Raw genomic sequence first — 19,699 nt, 5'->3', positions numbered from 1 at the left:
TTTTCAGCGCAAAAACGCGAGCTTTCCCCGCATTTTGCCCGCAAATGATTATCCCCGCCCCACAAGCTGCTTAAAATCTGGTAAACTGACTGACACTTTGCGCCCGCGAGTCGCGGCGTTGTGCATACTGCTCCTGTCGGGACGACCGGACAATGCCCGTAACGCCCGGCTGTGTGCGAATCTGATGAGCAGGTGAGTCGCCGCGTGGTTGGCTATTCGCAGTATTTTTTTGTGAACAAACTTGGAGGTTTTCATGGCTGTCGCTGCCAACAAACGTTCGGTAATGACGCTGTTTTCTGGTCCGACTGACATTTTCAGCCATCAGGTACGTATCGTGCTGGCTGAGAAGGGCGTCAGCGTGGAGATCGAGCAGGTTGAAACGGATAATCTGCCGCAGGATCTGATTGACCTCAACCCGTATCGCACTGTGCCAACGCTGGTCGACCGTGAACTGACGCTGTATGAATCCCGCATCATCATGGAATACCTCGATGAGCGTTTCCCGCATCCGCCACTGATGCCGGTTTATCCGGTCGCGCGCGGTGAAAGCCGTCTGATGATGCACCGCATTGAGCAGGACTGGTACAGCCTGATGCGTACCATTGAAACCAGCAGCGGTGCCGAAGCCGATGCCGCGCGCAAGCAACTGCGCGAAGAGCTGCTGGCCATTGCGCCGCTGTTCTCACGTACGCCGTTCTTTATGAGCGAAGAGTTCAGCCTGGTTGATTGCTATCTGGCACCGCTGCTGTGGCGTCTGCCGCAGCTGGGTGTGGATCTGGCTGGCGCAGGTTCGAAAGAGCTGAAAGGCTACATGACGCGCGTATTTGAACGTGACTCCTTCCTCGCTTCTCTGACGGAAGCCGAACGTGAAATGCGCCTGCAAGCCCGGGGCTAATCTATGGAAATGTCGCAACTTACTGCCCGCCGTCCCTATCTGCTGCGGGCCTTTTATGAATGGCTGCTCGACAACCAGCTGACGCCGCATCTGGTGGTGGATATCAATCTGCCTGGCGTACAGGTGCCGCTGGAGTACGCTCGTGACGGACAGATTGTCCTGAACATCGCACCGCGCGCGGTGGGTAACCTTGAGCTTGCCAACGATCAGGTGCGCTTCAATGCGCGTTTCGGCGGCGTGCCGCGCCAGGTATCCGTGCCGATGGCTGCGGTGCTGGCGATTTACGCGCGCGAAAACGGCGCCGGCACCATGTTCGAACCGGAGCCTGCTTATGAGCTGTCCGGCGACGAGCAGGAAGGTGGCCAGGAAGAGACGCTGATGTCGGTGATTGATGGTGACCGTCCGGACGATGCGACGGATGACGACTCTTCACCGGATGACGAACCGCCGCCGCGCGGTGGACGTCCTTCACTGCGCGTAGTGAAGTAAATCGCGGAAAATAAAAAACGGGCTGATTAGCCCGTTTTTTTATGCCTGTGCCGCGGCGCGGCTTAGCGCGCAGCAGACCAAAGGGAACGTAGCGCTCCCTTTGTACCGATCTTAATAAACGTCGCGCAGATAACGCTTATCTTTCTTCAGCTGATCGATATAGGCTGCGGCACGCTCGCTGGAAAGACCACCGAACTGACGCACCACTTCATACAGCGCGGCATCGACATCTTTCGCCATGCGTGAGGCATCGCCACAGACGTAGAAGTAGGCGCCTTCCTGCAGCCAGGCGTACAGCTCAGCGCCTTTCTCCAGCATGCGGTTCTGCACGTAAATCTTCTCTTCCTGATCGCGGGAGAAGGCCAGGTCGAGATGCGTCAGCAGACCGCTCTGCTGCCAGCCCGCCAGCTCATCCGCATAAATGTAATCATGTTCCTGATGCTGGTCGCCGAAGAACAGCCAGTTTTTACCTTCAGCACCGGTCGCCTGGCGCTCCTGCAGGAAGGCGCGGAACGGCGCGATGCCGGTGCCCGGACCGACCATGATCAGCGGGGCGTTATTGTTCGCCGGCACGCGGAACGCTTTGTTCGGCGAAATAAAGATCGCCGGCTTCTCTCCGCGACGCACGCGTTCAGCCAGATAGGTTGAGCACACGCCTTTACGCTCGCGGCCACCGCTGTGATAGCGCACGGAAGCGATGGTCAGATGCACCTGGTTAGGGTGCGCCTTCGAGCTGGACGAAATGGAGTAAGCACGGTGCTGCAGCGGACGCAGCATCGCCACCAGCTCCGGCACCGACAGGCTGCGCTTCAGCTCGAGCTGCAGCAGATCCAGCGTATCTTTGCCCCACAGCCAGTTGGCCAGCGTGTCTTTATCGTCGTGCTGCAGCACGTGCAGCAGCTCCTGGTTGGTTGTGTGCTGTCCGACCCACTCAATCAGCTTGCGCGACGGCTCAGAAATCTCGAACTGATAGGTCAGCAGATCGCCGAGGTTACGGTCAAAGCCCGGCACCGGGGTTTCGTAGTCGGCTTTCAGCTCGCTCAGCAGCAGGCTAACCAGCCCGGCATCGTTCACCGGGATCACGCCCAGCGCATCGCCGGCTTCGTATTTCAGGCCGCTGTCGCTCAGGTCAAATTCGAAGTGACGGATATCTTTGGCGGACTGCTCGCCGGACAGACGCTTATTGGTCACCAGCGCCGCCGCGTACGGGTTTTGCTTGTTGCTGCCCGGGATCACCGGCGCTTCCGGTGCGCTCTCCAGCACCGTGCCGCTGCTGCCCGCGCTGGCGGCAAACTGTGGCATGGCGCTGCCAATCCACTCGCTGGAAGGCTCTTCGTAATCGATGTCGCAGTCGATGCGATCCACCACGCGTTTCGCCCCCAGCTGCTCCAGGCGCATATCAATGAACTTACCGGCCTGGCAGAAACCGTCGTAGCCGGTATCGCCGATTGCCAGCACGGCAAAGTGCATCTGCTCCAGACGCGGCGCGGTGCTGGCTGAGATGGCCTGCCAGAACAGCTGTGCGTTGTCTGGCATTTCGCCTTCGCCGTAGGTGGAGGTGACGATCAGTACATGACGCATGGTGGCGAACACATCCAGATCCACTTCACCCAGCGCCTGCACTACCGGCACCAGGCCTTTAGCGCGCGCCGCTTTGGCTGCGGTCTGCGCCAGCACTTCGGCGTTACCGGTCTGTGAACCAAACAGAATATGCAGCTGGGTGGTGGCGCTGGCGCCCGCTGCCGGTGCGGTCTGCTTGTCTTCTAATACCAGCAGGCGCGAGTGGAGACCGGCGAGAAACCCCGCCAGCCAGTATTTCTGTTCGCCGTTAAACGGCGCGTCTTCAGGAATGTAAGGAATCTTCATGGATATCAGTACTCAAACCGTTTTATCGTCATCAATCTTCTTTCGCAGCGCAATCAGGAGAGTTTCCCGACCGCGGCGGCAATCTCTGGCAGTGCGGCGCGTGCAAACAGCTCTTCAAAATCAGGCAGATGGCCCAGCACCTCTCGGTTGCAGGCGTCCTGATAAATGATCCAGCCATAGGTTGCCAGGCTGTCCATGGAGCGAATGTTGCGCTGCGTCAGCGCGGCTTTGTAATCCGACATACGCTTGGCGGCGATCAGGCTTGCCAGCTCATCATCGCTGTAGTTCTCAATGGCCGCACGGGCATGACGCTGCAGCTTGCTGACCAGCGCGAAATCTTCGGTCATCAGCAGGTTGCGAACCGCTTTCTCGACTGCCGCGTCTTCCACCGCTGTGCCTTTCGGCAGTTTGCCCAGCGCCAGCTGCTGCGCGAAGCTCAGAACGGTGTAGTTATTCAGCAGAACAAACATCTCCTGCGTATCGGTCGCGCCGTAGGCCGGTACCGCACCGTCGGCGATGGTTTTGCCCGCACGCCAGGCTGATTTGAACTTGGCAACCTGATGCGCGGCCAGCGACGTGGACAGTTCTTCCAGCAAATCCTTACGCGTTTTCGCTTTCAGGATCTCGCCGCCGTCCTGATACAGCAGCAGCGAGCGTGGCATCACGTAAACGAAGTGCTGACACTCGGTTTCCCAGTTCTCCAGCAGCCACGCCGCGCGCGGCGACTGGGTAGCTTCGAGGTGCCAGTGCAGCATGGTCAGCACTGCCTGCTTGTGCACCTGCGCCATTTCGTCTTCGTCAGCGATGGAGCCGAACAGCACCGAATCACCGGCGGCGTGAGCGGCCAGGGAACGGTACGGATCGTACTGATAGGCGAAGCCGCCGCTCATGCCGTTACCGAAACCTTTACCAAAGGTGCCGAGGTTAAGAATCGCGCCGTTGGTCATGTATTCACAGCAGAAGTCGCCGACGCCTTCCACCACCGCGGTGGCGCCCGAGTTACGCACGGCGAAACGGTCACCGGCCTGGCCCTGAACAAACAGACGACCGCCGGTCGCGCCGAACAGCGCAAAGTTACCGATCAGCACGTTGCCGTCGCTGTCCTGTGCGCCGCCGCCCGGTGACATCACCACCAGTTCGCCGCCACACTGACCTTTACCGACGCCATCGTTACAGGTGCCGTAATGCTTCATCTGCATGCCGTCGTTGCAGAACGCGCCAAATGACTGACCGGCTGACCCACGGGTATCAATCTGCACTGTGCGCGGTGCCAGATATTTCCGGCCACGGTCATCCTGCAGTACCGCTGGCAGCGCGGCCAGCTGCTGCGCCGACAGCTCGTGGTTCAGAATGCGCTCAATATCGATCGCCAGCTGACCGCCAACGCTCTTGTTACGGTTGTTCAGCGTTACGCCGTTACCCAGCGTAATCTCGCGGCGGGCGGCATCAACCAGCTGCGCTTTCAGCTCTTCTACCCAGCCATCGTCCAGCTCGAAATCTTTTTCCAGATACACCGGCTGAGCGATCTTCTGCTCTGGCACCACGGTCAGCATGGCGCGCAGATCGAGTTTGCCCACTTCCAGCGGATGATCCATCAGGTGCAGCAGGTCAGAGCGGCCGCGCGCTTCACGCAGCGAACGCAGACCGAGGCGTGCGAGGAACTCACGCACTTCCTGCGCCACGTTGATGAAGTACTGCGCCAGCTGACGCGGATCGCCATCGAAGGCTTCAGCGTTAGTGGTGAGGCCAGCCGGGCATTTGACGTTACAGTTTTTCGCCATCACGCATTTCAGCATCATCAGCGCGGTGGTGCCGAACTCGAAGCTGTCGCCGCCGAGCAGGGCCGATTTGATCACGTCGCTGCCGGTCTGCTGTGCGCCGGAACAGCGCAGCTGCACTTTGTCACGCAGCCCGTTAGCGCACAGCGCCTGGTGTACTTCGGCAATACCGATTTCCGCCACGCGCCCGGTGTATTTCAGGCTGGTGACCGACGCCGCGCCGGTGCCGCCGGTGTTACCGGCGACGTTGATGACGTCTGCGCCGGCTTTTGCCACGCCGACTGCGATAGTACCGATGCCTTCAGACGACACCAGTTTGACGATAACGCGCACGCGTGCCGCTTTACAGTCGTGGATCAGCTGCGCCAAATCCTCGATAGAATAAGTATCGTGATGCGGCGGCGGTGATACCAGCTCAACGCCCGGCGTACCGCCACGCGCGGCCGCAATCTCCACCGTCACTTTCGGTGCTGGCAGCTGACCGCCTTCGCCCGGTTTAGCGCCCTGGCCGATTTTGATCTCCAGCTCTTCCAGCATCGGGTCGGCCAGATAAGCCGCCCACACGCCGAAACGACCAGATGCCAGCTGTTTGATGCGCGATGCGCGAATGGTGCCGTGGCGTGAATAGTGTTCGCCACCTTCACCACAGTTACTCATTCCGCCCACCATATTGGTACCGTGCGCCACCGCTTCGTGCGCCGGCGCGACCAGCGCGCCGTGGCTCATGGCGCCTGAGGCGAAGGTACGGGTGATTTCGTGCGCCGGCTGGACCTCTTCCAGCGGCAGCGAGGGCAGCGCGGTAAAGATTTTTGCCAGATAATCTGCGGCCTGGCCGTAAGCGGTAATGTGCAACACGCCTTCAGTGATGCTGCTGCTTTCGATTTCATCGTTGAAGCGGGTTTTCAGCGCGCGTGACAGCGCGGCCAGACGCTCGCTCTCCGGCTTCAGGCCGGCAATGGCATCAATCAGACGCAGCTCAAACTGGTTGAGGCTGCCGTTCACCGCTTCGCAGCGCAGGCCGCGAATGGCGAAGCCGTTGTTGACCAGCGAGTAGCGGCCCAGCTTGCGGCCAAATTCGGCTTCGCTGTCCACGTGGGTCAGATCGCACGGCAGCGCGAGGATGTCGCGCAGTGCCGCCGGACGACGCTTACGCTCAGCGTGCATCAGGCTGGAGAACTGACGGTAATCCGGCGTGATAGCAAAGCTGTCGATCACCGCATTCGGGATGCGCTCGAAGCTGCTGTCTTTAAACGACTCGGCTTTGATGCTGAACGCGTTGTCCAGCCTGGCCAGCGTCATCAGACGGATAAAGTTGTCCTCTTCGCGCGCTTTGTCGGCGAAACGAATCGGCTGCTCTGTCATATCAATAAAGGTACGTACTGCGATGGTGCCATACGAGTGGCCCGCACCCTCAGAACGTTCTTTAAACAGACCCAGCAGTGGCACTTCGGCTTCGCCCTGAATTTTCAGCGCGCTCTGGTGCCAGTCCACCGCCATCTGCGCGATGGCCGGGAAGCCCGCGCCGCCTACCGGGGTTTTGATATTCGGGAAATATTTCTTCAGCACCGGATCTTCGGTATCGAGGAAGTTCGGCTCGAAGAACTCACCGCAGCTGTAGCTCTCAACGGTACACAGGCCCACTTTGCCCATGGTTTTCATCAGCGCTTTTTCTGCCGCTTTGGCATAGCGTTTGAACGCTTTGTTGCCTTCTTCACCTTCGCCAAACTTCTCTTCCGCGCGCATCTGTACGCCCAGCGGATACACGGCAGAGGCGCCGAAGCCGAGCGTGGCGGCGATATGGTGCGAGGAGATGCTCTGGCCGCTCTCGACCACCAGTGACACATCCAGACGCAGGCCTTCCTGCACCAGACGCTGGTTGATGGCCGACACCATCAGCAGCATCGGAATGGCAGCATGAGTTGAAGAGATATGGCGATCGGTGATCACCGCGATGCCGCCCTGCTGACGGGCAAAATCCACCACCTGCTGCGCCAGGTTATCGATAGCGTTTTCCAGCGCTTTGGCGTTGGCGGCGCGGCTGACGATGTCTTTACCGATGACCGGCTCATACAGCATCTCGAAGCGCGCATACGGCGCCACTTTCTGCTCGCGCAGACGCAGCATGTCCAGGTGGGTCAGGATCGGGCTTGGCACGATGATCTGCTGGCCTTTACTGCGGCCGAGGTGCGGTTTAGCGCCGAGCGCCACGCGCAGCGTCATGCCGTCCGCTTCACGGATGGAGTCGAGCGGCGGGTTAGTGACCTGTGCAAAGCGCTGCGAGAAGTAGTGCGCCATGCCGCCTTCATGATCGGACAGGCCATTGATGGCGTTGCCGTAACCCATCGCGGAGATCTTCTCAGCGCCGGTTTGCAGCATCGGGTCCATCATGAATTTGAAGCTTTCTTGGTTGTAGTAGTAAGCCACAAAGCGCTGATAGGTTTTCAGGTCGCCGCGATAGCGCAGCGGTGAGCCGAGTTTCTCTGCCGGCACTTCCGGCAGCTGCTGCAGTTCAACGCGTGCCGCCTGCACCAGGGAGAGATAATCTTTTTCCGCCGCCAGCTTTTCCAGCGCCTGCACGGTGGTGTAAGAGCGTTTCTCTTTGTGATCGTAATAGAGCATGCCGCCAGCTTCGATACGGCCACGGCGCAGCACGCTCTCCGGTGGGAAGGCGATCTGGCCGGCTTCTGACATCGCACCGATGTACTCAGCGGTTTCGACGGAGCGCAGCGGACGCAGGCCAAGACGGTCCAGCCGTGCGCCAATCACTTCGCCGTTACCGAAGATCAGCGCGGCGGGGCCGTCGTTCTTCTCTTCATACAGCGAGAAGTATTCGAGCATGGCGCGCACTTCAGCTGACAGCGAGGTGTCGTTTTCCCACGCCGGCGGCATCATTGAAACCACGGCGTTGATCAGATCGAGGTTATCTTCCATCAGACGGCTGTGGATGCTCTGATCGAGACGCGAACTGTCAGACTGGCCTTTTGGCCGCACGATCTTTTTGCCGCGCGCCAGCATCAGTGCCGCTTCCGCGATGCGGTTTTTACGGTCCGTGTTCAGCTCACCGTTGTGCGCCATCAGGCGGAACGGCTGCGCCATCGTGGTATGCGGATCGGTATTGGTGGAGAAGCGGGTATGGAAAAACAGTCCGCGCACCTGATGATCGGGATCGGTCAGATCTTTGAAGTAGGGAATCACTTCATTGGAGTTCAGGCGGGCTTTGAACACCTGAGTACGCGACGACAGCGACAGCGGATAAAGGCCGCCGAATTCGCTTTCGGTAAAAGCGCGTGCTTCGATGTCCAGCAGCGCACGGTAAATGTGGCGCTCGAAGTCGCTCTGCTCGGTAACGTCCTGCGGTGCGGCAAACACCCACTGCACGATCGGCAGCTGGAACTGCTGTGCGGCCGGGCGCGTGACGCTGTTGTCCAGCGGCATATCACGCTTCAGCAGCACCGGGAAGTTGTAAGCGGCCAGCGTCTCTTCAACCAGACGCTCTGCGTTCGCGCGCAGTGCCGCATCTTTTGGCACAAAGAAGTTGCCCACGCCAAAGCGGCCCGCTTCCAGCGCCTGACCGGTCAGCTTACGGAAGAAGTTCAGGGAGAGGTCAACGTTAACGCCTGCGCCATCGCCCACACCCTCTGCAGACATCCCGCCACGGTGCGGTACCGTGCACAGGGCGCTGTGCGCCATCTGCAGGATTTCATGGGTCTGCTCGCCGTCCTTGCGGGTAATGAAACCTACACCACAGCTGTCGCTTCCTGCTGATGGATCATACAAACCCCAGGGGTTAGGTTGTTGAGTGGACATTGAGGGTCTCCTTAAACTGCTTTAGACATTACCTGCATTATTTCAGGCACAGAGCGCTGCTGCGTGCTGTATCAATTTGTTTTCGCGCGCTTTTACGCGGACGTCGCAACACCGGACAACGACAATCAAGGCACTGATTTACGTCCTTGATTGGCTGTCCATAAAATCCGGTCTCTAAGGGAGATAACTTGCATCCAGAGGGAGTCTTCTTGCTGCATAGATATGCCGAGACACAGTCCCGACTGGAAAGCATCCAGCGGAATTCCAACTTATCGGGAAAGCGAACTCAGGTCAAATAGCCAGCTTTATTACGGTTAATCAGCCTTTTTGCGATTTAACTGTATGATTATTATGTTTTTATTACGTAAATATATGTCAATCTGACCTTTCTGATTCCCTTATGAAGTGTGAGCCGTCTCACTGTGTGATCGGCCTCATATTTCCAGACCATGCTGTTGAATGTGGGGATGCCAGCACAAAATTCTGTTTGGACCGTTTCGTGCACAGCATGTATCTGTTTTTCTTATGGCGGAACATTTGAATCAAAACGCGGTTGCCATTAGTAAAATTAATTAACCAGGGTGTGATTAAAACAGCACTTAAGCTGAATGGATATGCAATAACGGAAGGCAACCATCAGGAGGGATGGCTGCAGAAAGCGGATGCGCCGGGCACGCGGCACCGGGACCCGCAAAAGCGCGGCCCTCCAGATTATTCAGTTGGCAGAATTAGTCAAGCGCTTTAGGCATAAAGGCGCGAACGTCGGCGAAACGCCGCGCTGCTGCACCATAACAGGGCGTAAAGTCAGTCCGCACGGCGCGTGCGGCGGCGCAGCGCGCGGATAATTACGCTATGATGAGCCAGATTCGTTCAGGGAGCGCGTGATGAAACAGATTCGTCTTTTAGCACAGTACTACGTGGATTTAATGGTCAAGCTCGGGCTGGTGCGGTTTTCGCTGCTGCTGGCTTCGGCGCTGGTGGTGCTGGCAATGGTAGTGCAGATGGCGGTCACCATGGTGCTGCGTGGCCACGTTGAAAGTATCGACGTCGTACGTTCAGTGTTTTTTGGCCTGCTGATTACCCCGTGGGCGGTCTACTTTCTCTCCGTGGTGGTCGATCAGCTGGAGGAGTCGCGCCAGCGGCTGTCGAAGCTGGTGGACAAGCTGGAGGAGATGCGCACGCGCGACCTTGAACTGAATCAGCAGATGAAAGAGACCATCAGCCAGCTGAACCAGGAAATCAGCGACCGTATTAAAGCAGAGCAGGCGCGCGAGCAGGTGATGGATAAGCTGCGCGAAGAGATGACGCGGCGTGAACAGGCGCAGATTGAGCTGGAGCAGCAATCTTCCTTCCTGCGTTCGTTCCTCGATGCCTCGCCCGACCTGGTGTTCTATCGCAACATCGACAAACAGTTCTCTGGCTGTAACCGCGCCATGGAACTGCTCACCGGCCTGAGTGAGAAGCAGCTGATTGGCCTGACGCCGCGCGACATTTATGACGAAGATGCCGCCACCAAAGTGCTGGAGACCGATGAGAAGGTGTTTCGCCACAATGTGTCGCTCACCTATGAACAGTGGCTGCAGTATCCGGACGGGCGCAAAGCCTGCTTTGAAATCCGCAAAGTGCCGTATTACGACCGCGTCGGTAAGCGCAGCGGCCTGATGGGCTTCGGACGCGATATTACCGAGCGTAAGCGCTATCAGGACGCGCTGGAGAACGCCAGCCGTGAAAAGACCACCTTTATCTCCACCATCAGCCACGAGCTGCGTACGCCGCTTAACGGCATCGTCGGGTTGAGCCGCATCCTGCTGGATACCGATCTCAATCAGGAGCAGCTGAAGTACCTGAAAACCATTCACGTCTCGGCCATCACCCTCGGTAACATCTTTAATGATGTGATTGAAGTCGACAAGATTGAGCGGCGCAAAGTGCAGCTGGATAACCAGCCGCTGGATTTCACCGGCTTCCTCGCCGACCTGGAAAACCTCTCCGGCCTGCTGGCGCAGCCGAAAGGGCTGAAGTTTGTCATGGCACCGGAGTTGCCGCTGCCGCACAAGATCTCCGCCGACGGCACGCGCCTGCGCCAGATTCTGTGGAACCTGATCGGCAATGCCGTGAAGTTTACCCGGCAGGGCGAAATCGTGGTGCGCGTCGCCTATCGCCAGGACGAAACGCTGCACTTTGAGGTGCAGGACTCCGGGATGGGCATTCCGCAGGAAGAGCAGGATAAAATCTTCGCCATGTATTACCAGGTGAAAGATCAGCACGGCGGTAAACCGGCCACCGGCACCGGAATTGGCCTGGCGGTGTCACGCCGGCTGGCGCAGGCGATGGGCGGCGATATCACCGTCAGCAGCGCACCGGGTCAGGGCTCGTGCTTTACCGTGGAAATCCACGCGCCGCGCGTGGCGGATGAAGTGGAAGATGAGGGTCAGGACGACAGCATGCCGTTGCCGGCGCTGCACGTGCTGCTGGTAGAAGATATTGAGCTCAACGTGATTGTGGCGCGCTCGGTACTGGAAAAGCTGGGTTGCAGCGTGGAGGTGGCGATGACCGGCGGTGAGGCGCTGGCGATGTTCGATCCGCAGGAGTTCGACCTGGTGCTGCTGGATATCCAGCTGCCGGACATGACCGGCCTCGATGTGTCGCGTGCCATTCATCAGCAGCACGCCGGCGTGACGCTGCCGCCGCTGGTGGCGCTGACTGCCAACGTGCTGAAGGATAAAAAAGAGTATCTCGATGCCGGCATGGACGATGTGCTGAGCAAACCGCTGGCGGTGCCGGCGCTGACCGCGATGATCAAGAAATTCTGGGATTACCAGGCCGAAGCGGAAGCAGTGGTGAGTGACGCCGACGCGGAACAGTCACGCACGCTGCTGGATGTCGACATGCTGGAGCAGTATATCGAGCTGGTTGGTCCGGGGCTGATCACCCAAAGCCTGACGATGTTCGAGCAGATGATGCCGGGTTATCTTGAGGTGCTGGACTCCAACATGATGGCGCGTGACCAGAAGGGCATCGCCGAAGAGGGGCACAAGATCAAAGGCGCGGCGGGCTCGGTCGGCCTGCTGCATCTGCAGAAACTGGCGAAACAGATTCAGTCACCGGAATTGCCGGCCTGGTGGGATAACGTGCAGGAGTGGGTTGACGAGCTGAAGCACGAGTGGCGGCACGACGTTGAAGTATTACGGAACTGGGTTGCGGAGCGGGAAAAATAGCGCGGGCCAGAAAAAAAATGACCCCAGTCGAAACCGGGGTGCGCGAATACTGCGCCAACACCAGGGAAATGGGCGCTGCTGCTATTATTAGAAATCGAATACAAAAGCAACAGCGTGGTATTGGTTAACGCTTCAAAATCACCTTAGCAAATTCGCCACAGCTTGTGACAAGATTCATTAAATTGTGTGATGTTGAGCAGCGTTTAAATACAGAAAACATTAATTTGCTGACACAGTCAAGCAAGGAATCAATTTCTTTGGCGTATTGCACTATTTTTGAGCAAATGTTCGGTTTTTTGCCTGGTTTTCCCACAGTCGCGGTCCGGAAAGCGCTGCGCAGCGAAGGGAAACGGCAAAAAGCGCAGCGCAACGGCCGTTTTTATGCTCATGTTATTGATTCTAATAATGAATAACCAGATTTTGCCGCGGTTATCCAAAACGTTTTGGAAACCCCCGGCTGAAAGTTCCAGTTCGGGCATTGAACGGTTAGCGTAAACCGGATGGGCGGTAAAACGTTTTACAGGTTGCGCCCTGGTCTGAAGCGTAATTGTCGCTATTTGCGCCGTGTTTTTCAGAATGGTCTCGGTTGTCAATGAACATCTTCACTGACTACTAAAGATGATAGTTAAACATCGTGAAAGGTTTAACGTGAGCGGCATCACAATCGGTTAAGTATTTATGCCCGTGCGCGCTGCGCGATTTTTCTGCATGGAACCGATTCCTTTTTGCCGGAAGTGCTTGATGCGACTGGCTCTAATAGAGGAACGATGGTTGCCCGCGCAATGAGTTTGGCTGGTGGTCGCGATGCCGCAGAGATAAAATTACGGCTTGCATCACCGCTATTTGAAATCATGACCTGAGTAATTGATTAATCCAGGGAACCGGTAAGAGACGATTGCATGAGTAAGAGTAAAGGGAAGATGGTCCAGCGCCTGAAGCGGCTGGCTGGCAGGGTGCTTCTGGCATGGCTGGGTCTGTGGCTGGCCGGTATTGTGCTGTTCGCATTTTTGCCGGTGCCGTTTTCGGCGGTAATGGTGGAGCGGCAGCTTGGCGCGTGGTTCAGCGGACGCTTCGATTATGTCGCCCATTCAGACTGGGTGGGAATGGATGAGATTTCACCGTGGATGGCGCTGGCGGTGATCGCCTCGGAAGATCAGAAGTTTCCTGAGCACTGGGGCTTTGACGTGCATGCCATTCAGCAGGTGCTGGACAATGACGGCAGCGAACGGATGCGCGGCGCATCAACGCTGTCTCAGCAGACGGCGAAGAACCTGTTCTTGTGGGATGGCCGCAGTTGGGTGCGCAAAGGGCTGGAGGCCGGGCTGACGGTGGGACTGGAAACGGTATGGACCAAACGCCGCATTCTGACGGTGTACCTGAATATTGCGGAATTCGGTAATGGAGTGTTTGGTGTGGAAGAGGCATCGCAGCGCTATTTCCACAAGCCTGCCAGTCGGCTGAGCATGGCGGAAGCCGCTTTGCTGGCGGCGGTGCTGCCGAATCCGATTCGCTTCCGCGCGGATGCGCCGTCCGGCTACATTCGTCAGCGCCAGCAGTGGATTATGCGCCAGATGCGCCAGCTGGGCGGCGAGGGCTTCCTCAACCGTTACCAGCTGCACTGACGCGGTTAGTCTTCGTCAAAACCGGCTTCAAACAGCTCAATCACCGCGGCCAGCGCCTGGGTTTCCTGCGGGCCGCTGGCCTCGATTTCGATATGACCGCCTTTAGCGGAGTCGAGCATCAGTAGCGCAATCACGCTGCTGGCTTCGGCTTCGGTGCCGGCCTCGTTACGCAGCAGCACTTCCGCATCAAAACTCTGCACCAGCTCAAACAGCTTCATCGCCGGGCGCGCATGCATACCCAGCTTATTTCGAATCTCAACGGTTTGCTTCACGGTCATGATTTGCGTTTTTCCAGGGTGCGATGACGGGACTGCACATTTTTACCGCGCGAACGGAAATAGTCTGCCAGCTGTTCGGCAATGTAGACCGAACGGTGCTTACCGCCGGTACAGCCAATCGCCACCGTCAGATAGCTGCGGTTATTGGTTTCCAGCATCGGCAGCCACAGCTCGAGATAGCTGCGTGTCTGGTAGATAAAGTTGTGCACTTCGGTGTGACGATCGAGGAAGGCCGCCACCGGACGATCGAGCCCGGTCATCGGACGCAGCTTCGGATCCCAGTGCGGGTTGGGCAGGAAACGCACGTCAAATACGTAATCGGCGTCGATCGGGATGCCGTGCTTGAAGCCGAAGGATTCAAACACCATGGTGAGTTCACGCTCACGCTTGCCCAGCAGGCGCGTGCGCAGCATTTCTGCCAGCTCATGCACCGACATCTCTGAGGTATCGATGATCAGATCCGCACGCGAGCGCAGCGGCTCCAGCAGATCGTTCTCCTCATCAATGGCGCTTTCCAGCGACAGATTTTTGCTGGAGAGCGGATGCAGGCGGCGCGTGTCGCTGTAGCGGCGGATCAGCGTATTGCGATCGGCGTCCAGAAACAGCAGCTGTGGCGAGAACGCTTCCGGCAGATTGTTCAGTGCCTGCTCAAACACCTCCGGTGATTCCGGCATGTTGCGCACGTCAATGCTAACCGCCGCTGAGATATTGCGCTCGGTTAAGGTGTTCGCCAGCTCCGGCAGCAGCACCACCGGCAGGTTATCGACACAGTAGAAGCCCATATCCTCAAGGGCGCGCAGCGCGACTGATTTTCCTGAGCCTGACCGACCGCTAACGATCATCAGCACCATCACATTTCTCCCGTGTTAAACCGGCACGCAGGCCGGTAAAAGTGTCTGTCGCTTAAGCGTGATCTTCCTGAGCTTCTGTAATGATGGCGTAGAGCTCTTCATCGCTCTGTGCCGCGCGCAAACGGCGGCAGACGGTTTTATCCGCCAGGCGTTTCGCCACCAGCGACAGGGTGTGCAGATGGGTTTTGCACTGGTCTGCGGGCACCAGCAGGGCAAACAGCAGGTCAACCGGCTGGTTGTCGACGGCGTCAAAGGCGATAGGCTGGTCGAGGCTGATAAACACGCCAACGGCGCGCAGCGTATCCTCCTCCAGCTTGCCGTGCGGGATGGCGATGCCGTTGCCAATGCCGGTACTGCCCATGCGTTCACGGGTCAGGATGGCTTCAAAAAGCGTCTGGTGCGGCAGATTGAGCTGCTTAGCGGCCAGCTCGCTGATAATTTCCAGCGCGCGCTTTTTACTCTGGCAGTGTACGCCGCTGCGGGTGCAGTCCAGCGAAAGGACCGCGCTCAATTCCAGTGTCAGATCGTTGTTCATCATCGTTTCACTTGCGTGTTCACATAGCCGTAAGGCACGTACCGGGACACCGCGAACGGGCAGGGCAGGTGACTGCAGGCGCTTGCGCAGATGACAAAACGGGGCGGTGACCCGCCCCATTTCTCCTCTGAGTGCTGAACCCGTCAGCACTCTGCAAGCGTGAAGGTTAGTGTTTTTTCAGTTTGTCTTTGTGTTTGGTCAGCTGACGGGCCAGCTTGTCAATTAACCCGTCGATGGCCGCGTACATGTCTTCCGCTTCCGATGTGGCGTGCAGCTCCCCGCCGTTGACGTGCAGGGTTGCTTCCGCAATCTGCGTCACCTTCTCCACTTTCAGAACAATATAAACCTGATTGATACGATCAAAATAGTGTTCCAGTTTGGCAAATTTGTTATTTACAAATTCGCGCAGTGGGTCGGTTATCTCAACATTCAGTCCGGTAAGGTTTAGCTGCATAGGTCTTCCTTCTTGTTTCGGTCAAACCAGCTGCTTGCGCTGGTTTGATGGCGGTATAGATAAAGACTCGCGATACTTAGCAACCGTACGTCGCGCCACCATGATGCCCTGTTCAGATAACATGGAGGTCAGTTTGCTGTCGCTCAAGGGTTTTGCGGGATTTTCCGCGGAGATTAATTTTTTCACCAGTGCACGGATCGCCGTCGACGAGGCTTCGCCACCGCCTTCGGTGCTGACGTGACTGGAGAAAAAATACTTCAGTTCAAAAATGCCACGCGGGCTGTGCAAATACTTTTGCGTGGTGACGCGGGAAATGGTGGATTCATGCATATCCACGGCCTGGGCGATATCCGCCAGCACCATCGGACGCATATACTCTTCACCCTGTTCAAAAAACGCCTGCTGCTGTTCGACAATACAGCGCGTCACTTTCAGCAGCGTGTCGTTGCGGCTCTCCAGGCTCTTAATCAGCCAGCGGGCTTCCTGTAAGTTGCTGCGAATAAACTGACTGTCACTGTCATTACGCGCAGAACCGCCCATCGCGGCGTAATGCTGATTAATCTTCAGGCGCGGCAGGCTGTCAGCGTTCAGCTCCACCGTCCAGCGCGTGCCAGTCTTGCGCACCAGCACATCGGGAATCACATACTCGGGCTCGCTGGTATTGATGGACTGCCCGGGGCGCGGATCGAGCGACTGAATCAGCAGCATCGCTTCCTTCAGCACCTCTTCTTTCAGCCGCGTCACGCGCATCAGGCTGCGGAAATCGTGGTTAGCCAGCAGGTCGAGGTGCTCGCTGACGATCAGCCGTGCTTCGTTCAGCATCGGCATATCGGCCGGATACTGCGACAGCTGCACCAGCAGGCAGTCACGCAGATCGCGTGCGCCGACGCCCACCGGATCGAAACGCTGTACGCGCTTCAGCACCGCTTCCACCTCTTCCAGCGTCAGCTCTTCGTCACCAATACTGTCACAAATGTCCTGTAAGCTGACAGTGAGATAACCGGTATCGTCGATGGCATCGACGATGGAGGTGGCGATGGCGCGGTCGGTGTCGGTGAACGGCGTCAGTTCCACCTGCCACATCAGATAGTCCTGCAGCGACTGCGTGGTTTCACCCTGATACACCGGCAGCTCGTCGTCCTGGTAATCGGTGCCGGTGCCGGAGGGCGTACCGGCCGTGTAGATCTCGTCCCAGGTGGCATCGAGCGGCAGCTCTTCCGGCATCTCTTTCTGTTCGAGTGCCTCACGGGTATCTAACGCCTCGTTCTCCTGAAACTCGCGGGCGTCGACTTCATCGTGCAGATCGGTTTGTTCAAGCAGCGGATTGCTTTCCAGCGCCAGTTGCAGTTCCTGCTGGAGTTCAAGCGTAGAGAGTTGCAGCAAGCGGATTGCCTGCTGCAACTGGGGGGTCATCGCCAGCTGTTGGCTGAGCCTGAGTTGCAAACCTTGCTTCATAATCCGGCTAGAATTTCCTAAGCAAATGTCGGGTATGCCGACACCTTATCAGAGTCTGAACTCTTCGCCCAAATAAACCCGCTTAACCTGCTCATCTGCAAGAATTTCATCTGGCGTGCCGTGGGCAATCAGATGGCCCTGGCTGACGATATATGCGCGCTCACACACCGCGAGCGTTTCACGCACGTTGTGGTCGGTGATCAGCACGCCGAGGCCGCTGTCACGCAGGTGTTCGATGATCTTTTTGATATCGATAACGGAGATGGGGTCAACGCCGGCAAAAGGTTCATCCAGCAGGATAAACTTTGGATTGGCGGCCAGCGCACGGGCAATCTCGACGCGGCGACGTTCACCGCCCGACAGCGCCTGGCCCATGCTGTCGCGCAGATGGCCGATGTGGAACTCGTCCATCAGCTCATTGGCGCGGTCCTGACGCTGCTCTTCCGTCAGATCGTCACGCACCTGCAGTACCGCCATCAGGTTGTCGTAGACGCTCAGACGGCGAAAGATCGACGCTTCCTGCGGCAGATAACCGATGCCGCGGCGCGCGCGCGCATGCAGCGGCAGAATACTGATATCTTCTTCATCAATGATGATGCGGCCGGCATCACGCGGCACGATGCCGACCACCATGTAGAAGGTGGTGGTTTTACCGGCCCCGTTGGGGCCCAGCAGGCCGACAATCTCGCCGGATTTCACCTGCAGGCTGACATCTTCTACTACGCGACGGCCTTTGTAGGCTTTCGCCAGGTTTTCAGCGACTAATGTGGCCATAGCGATCAGTTACTCTTTTTGGGGCTCGCAGACGAACCGTTTTTATCCTGCAGCTGCGACGGCACCAGCACGGTGGTGACGCGCTTGCTCTGGCCCTGACTGTAGGCCTGCATTTTCTGCTCTTTCACCAGATAGGTGATGCGATCGCCTTTGATGTTGCTGTCCTGCTGCTCAATAAAGGCGTTGCCGGTCAGCTCGACGAAATCGTTGGCCAGCTCATAGTGCAGTTTGGCGGCGTGACCCTGCACCGGTTTGCCGTTGTCCTGCATCTGATAAAAGGTGGCCGGATTGCCGTAGGCATCGACGATGGTTTTGTTGCTGTCGCCGCCGGGACGCGTTACCACCACTTTATCGGCGGTAATTTTGATGGTGCCCTGGGTCACGATCACGTTGCCGGTAAAGGTGGCGACGTTACCCTGCAAATCGAGCGCCTGGTTCACCGAGTCGATGTTAACCGGCTTGTCCGAATCGCCCGTTAACGCCAGCGCCGGCAGGCTGGTTGCCAGCAGCGCACTCACCAGCAGCAACTTAAGGCTATTTTTGTTCATTTTGAATTTCATAGGAGGTTTTGACCTTTTCAAGCAGCTCGGCATTCTTTGTCCGTAGGTTGCCGCGCATCTTCATGCCAGTGGAGTTAAAACTGCGGCCAAATAGGGTGACCTGATCGTCAGACGTCACATCCTGGCTGACCAGATTAACCTGAGCATTATCCGTGATGATGCGCTCAAGCTGGGAATCCTGCGTCAATGTGTGTACTTCAACGTGGCCATAAAGATACAGCATACGATCTTTCGTCAGCTTTGCCTTGTCAGCACGAACCGACCACGTGGGCACTTTGTTTTCGTCGTAAGTGGTCATCACCGGATTATCGAACCAGCTCACTTCTTCGGCCGAAAAGTAGGTCACTTTATCCGAGACCAGCTTATAGGCCAGCGCACCCGTCGGGTTATACACCACGGTGCTGGAGTTAGCGCTGGTGTAGGTCGGCGCCTGATCGTTGGTCGCCACCGGCGTGGCGCTGTCGTCCTGGTTGGTAAGATTCCAGCCGATCAGCACCAGGGCGATCAGCGCCAGAATCAGCGTTATCCAACGCCTGCTTTTACTCATACTGATTGCCCTTTGGCATCCTCAAATTTGTTCTGCGCCAGCAAAATCAGGTCGCATAGCTCACGTACTGCACCGCGACCGCCAGCAATGCGCGTCACGTAATGCGCGCGCGGCTGTAACACCGGATGCGCATCGGCGACGGCCACGCTCAGACCCGCCTGTGCCATTACCGGCCAGTCGATCAGGTCGTCACCAATATACGCGACCTGGTCTGCCGATAGTGACAGTTTATCCAGGAGTTCGCGCCAGGCCAAAAGCTTATCCGACTGTCCCTGGTAAAGATGCGTAATGCCGAGCGTTTTACAGCGATCTTCCAGCAGTTTAGCGCGACGGCCGGTAATAATAGCCACTTCGATGTCCGAGGTCAGCAGGCAGCGCACGCCGTAACCGTCGCGCACGTTAAAGGCCTTTAGCTCTTCACCGCTGTTGCCCATGTAAATCAGGCCGTCGGACATCACGCCGTCGACATCGCAAATCAGCAGGCGGATGTTGGCCGCCCGCGCCATCACGTCGGCGCTCACCGGACCGTAGCAGGTGTCGACCATCGTGGTTTCAGCACTCATTGTTGTT

At 57.6% G+C, this 19,699-nt stretch carries 16 protein-coding genes; 4 read left to right on the top strand and 12 right to left on the bottom strand.

Annotation, left to right across the window (positions count from 1 at the left end):
- Positions 1 to 253: 253 nt before the first annotated feature.
- Together sspA and sspB are read left to right on the top strand one after the other, a co-directional pair.
- The gene (sspA, locus tag E7738_RS11790; RefSeq protein WP_021507753.1) at positions 254 to 895 is read left to right on the top strand and encodes a stringent starvation protein SspA; all 642 of its coding nucleotides are present in this window, start codon (positions 254 to 256) and stop codon (positions 893 to 895) included.
- A 3-nt stretch (positions 896 to 898) separates the two neighbouring features.
- Entirely contained in the window at positions 899 to 1,384 is a 486-nt protein-coding gene (gene sspB / locus E7738_RS11785) for a ClpXP protease specificity-enhancing factor (protein WP_021507752.1), read from the top strand.
- A 111-nt stretch (positions 1,385 to 1,495) separates the two neighbouring features.
- On the opposite strand, the gene E7738_RS11780 is transcribed toward sspB, so the two are convergent.
- Together E7738_RS11780 and E7738_RS11775 are read right to left on the bottom strand one after the other, a co-directional pair.
- On the bottom strand, positions 1,496 to 3,250 hold the full coding sequence (locus E7738_RS11780; protein WP_394515656.1) for a sulfite reductase subunit alpha: 1,755 nt from the start codon (positions 3,248 to 3,250) through the stop codon (positions 1,496 to 1,498).
- A gap of 53 nt (positions 3,251 to 3,303) precedes the next feature.
- Entirely contained in the window at positions 3,304 to 8,835 is a 5,532-nt protein-coding gene (locus E7738_RS11775) for a glutamate synthase-related protein (protein ID WP_394515655.1), read from the bottom strand.
- Between the two features lie 884 nt (positions 8,836 to 9,719).
- On the opposite strand from E7738_RS11775, the gene arcB reads away from it, so the two are divergent.
- Entirely contained in the window at positions 9,720 to 12,053 is a 2,334-nt protein-coding gene (gene arcB, locus E7738_RS11770) for an aerobic respiration two-component sensor histidine kinase ArcB (RefSeq protein WP_021507748.1), read from the top strand.
- Between the two features lie 248 nt (positions 12,054 to 12,301).
- On the opposite strand, the gene E7738_RS11765 is transcribed toward arcB, so the two are convergent.
- Entirely contained in the window at positions 12,302 to 12,646 is a 345-nt protein-coding gene (locus E7738_RS11765; RefSeq protein WP_153001976.1) for a hypothetical protein, read from the bottom strand.
- Positions 12,647 to 12,952: 306 nt separating this feature from the next.
- On the opposite strand from E7738_RS11765, the gene mtgA reads away from it, so the two are divergent.
- Positions 12,953 to 13,675, top strand: a complete 723-nt coding sequence (mtgA, locus tag E7738_RS11760) for a monofunctional biosynthetic peptidoglycan transglycosylase (protein ID WP_031279742.1) — start codon at positions 12,953 to 12,955, stop codon at positions 13,673 to 13,675.
- Positions 13,676 to 13,680: 5 nt separating this feature from the next.
- Here the strand turns inward: mtgA and npr are convergent, their stop codons facing one another.
- The 9 genes from npr to kdsC form a co-directional block, all read right to left on the bottom strand.
- On the bottom strand, positions 13,681 to 13,953 hold the full coding sequence (npr, locus tag E7738_RS11755; RefSeq protein ID WP_058759594.1) for a PTS phosphocarrier protein NPr: 273 nt from the start codon (positions 13,951 to 13,953) through the stop codon (positions 13,681 to 13,683).
- Positions 13,950 to 14,804, bottom strand: a complete 855-nt coding sequence (gene rapZ / locus E7738_RS11750) for an RNase adapter RapZ (protein ID WP_021507744.1) — start codon at positions 14,802 to 14,804, stop codon at positions 13,950 to 13,952. Before rapZ ends, npr begins: the two co-directional genes overlap by 4 nt.
- A gap of 52 nt (positions 14,805 to 14,856) precedes the next feature.
- Positions 14,857 to 15,339: a PTS IIA-like nitrogen regulatory protein PtsN gene (gene ptsN / locus E7738_RS11745; RefSeq protein WP_031279741.1), complete on the bottom strand. Its 483-nt coding sequence runs from the start codon at positions 15,337 to 15,339 to the stop codon at positions 14,857 to 14,859.
- Between the two features lie 166 nt (positions 15,340 to 15,505).
- The gene (hpf, locus tag E7738_RS11740) at positions 15,506 to 15,793 is read right to left on the bottom strand and encodes a ribosome hibernation promoting factor (protein ID WP_010618250.1); all 288 of its coding nucleotides are present in this window, start codon (positions 15,791 to 15,793) and stop codon (positions 15,506 to 15,508) included.
- A gap of 21 nt (positions 15,794 to 15,814) precedes the next feature.
- Positions 15,815 to 17,248 carry an RNA polymerase factor sigma-54 gene (gene rpoN / locus E7738_RS11735; RefSeq protein WP_394515654.1) on the bottom strand — a complete coding sequence of 478 codons (1,434 nt, stop codon included), beginning with the start codon at positions 17,246 to 17,248 and terminating at the stop codon, positions 15,815 to 15,817.
- 48 nt (positions 17,249 to 17,296) lie between these two features.
- Positions 17,297 to 18,022 (bottom strand): LPS export ABC transporter ATP-binding protein, encoded by a 726-nt coding sequence (gene lptB / locus E7738_RS11730; RefSeq protein ID WP_010618248.1) that lies wholly within the window; start codon positions 18,020 to 18,022, stop codon positions 17,297 to 17,299.
- Between the two features lie 5 nt (positions 18,023 to 18,027).
- Positions 18,028 to 18,582, bottom strand: a complete 555-nt coding sequence (gene lptA, locus E7738_RS11725) for a lipopolysaccharide ABC transporter substrate-binding protein LptA (RefSeq protein WP_031279739.1) — start codon at positions 18,580 to 18,582, stop codon at positions 18,028 to 18,030.
- Entirely contained in the window at positions 18,557 to 19,129 is a 573-nt protein-coding gene (gene lptC, locus E7738_RS11720) for an LPS export ABC transporter periplasmic protein LptC (RefSeq protein WP_021507740.1), read from the bottom strand. Before lptC ends, lptA begins: the two co-directional genes overlap by 26 nt.
- Positions 19,126 to 19,692, bottom strand: a complete 567-nt coding sequence (gene kdsC, locus E7738_RS11715; RefSeq protein WP_394515653.1) for a 3-deoxy-manno-octulosonate-8-phosphatase KdsC — start codon at positions 19,690 to 19,692, stop codon at positions 19,126 to 19,128. The genes lptC and kdsC overlap by 4 nt, the downstream gene beginning before the upstream one ends.
- Positions 19,693 to 19,699 lie beyond the last annotated feature (7 nt).

Source organism: Pantoea sp. SGAir0430, from assembly GCF_043549295.1.
This window is presented reverse-complemented; position numbering and strand designations above follow the sequence as displayed.

Excerpts from the sequence above, each read along its gene's own strand:
- sspA (WP_021507753.1), top strand. The coding sequence starts at position 254 with ATGGCTGTCGCTGCCAACAAACGTTCGGTAATGACGCTGTTTTCTGGT.
- sspB (WP_021507752.1), top strand. The coding sequence starts at position 899 with ATGGAAATGTCGCAACTTACTGCCCGCCGTCCCTATCTGCTGCGGGCC.
- E7738_RS11780 (WP_394515656.1), bottom strand. The coding sequence starts at position 3,250 with ATGAAGATTCCTTACATTCCTGAAGACGCGCCGTTTAACGGCGAACAG.
- E7738_RS11775 (WP_394515655.1), bottom strand. The coding sequence starts at position 8,835 with ATGTCCACTCAACAACCTAACCCCTGGGGTTTGTATGATCCATCAGCA.
- arcB (WP_021507748.1), top strand. The coding sequence starts at position 9,720 with ATGAAACAGATTCGTCTTTTAGCACAGTACTACGTGGATTTAATGGTC.
- mtgA (WP_031279742.1), top strand. The coding sequence starts at position 12,953 with ATGAGTAAGAGTAAAGGGAAGATGGTCCAGCGCCTGAAGCGGCTGGCT.
- npr (WP_058759594.1), bottom strand. The coding sequence starts at position 13,953 with ATGACCGTGAAGCAAACCGTTGAGATTCGAAATAAGCTGGGTATGCAT.
- rapZ (WP_021507744.1), bottom strand. The coding sequence starts at position 14,804 with ATGGTGCTGATGATCGTTAGCGGTCGGTCAGGCTCAGGAAAATCAGTC.
- ptsN (WP_031279741.1), bottom strand. The coding sequence starts at position 15,339 with ATGAACAACGATCTGACACTGGAATTGAGCGCGGTCCTTTCGCTGGAC.
- hpf (WP_010618250.1), bottom strand. The coding sequence starts at position 15,793 with ATGCAGCTAAACCTTACCGGACTGAATGTTGAGATAACCGACCCACTG.
- rpoN (WP_394515654.1), bottom strand. The coding sequence starts at position 17,248 with ATGAAGCAAGGTTTGCAACTCAGGCTCAGCCAACAGCTGGCGATGACC.
- lptB (WP_010618248.1), bottom strand. The coding sequence starts at position 18,022 with ATGGCCACATTAGTCGCTGAAAACCTGGCGAAAGCCTACAAAGGCCGT.
- lptA (WP_031279739.1), bottom strand. The coding sequence starts at position 18,582 with ATGAAATTCAAAATGAACAAAAATAGCCTTAAGTTGCTGCTGGTGAGT.
- lptC (WP_021507740.1), bottom strand. The coding sequence starts at position 19,129 with ATGAGTAAAAGCAGGCGTTGGATAACGCTGATTCTGGCGCTGATCGCC.
- kdsC (WP_394515653.1), bottom strand. The coding sequence starts at position 19,692 with ATGAGTGCTGAAACCACGATGGTCGACACCTGCTACGGTCCGGTGAGC.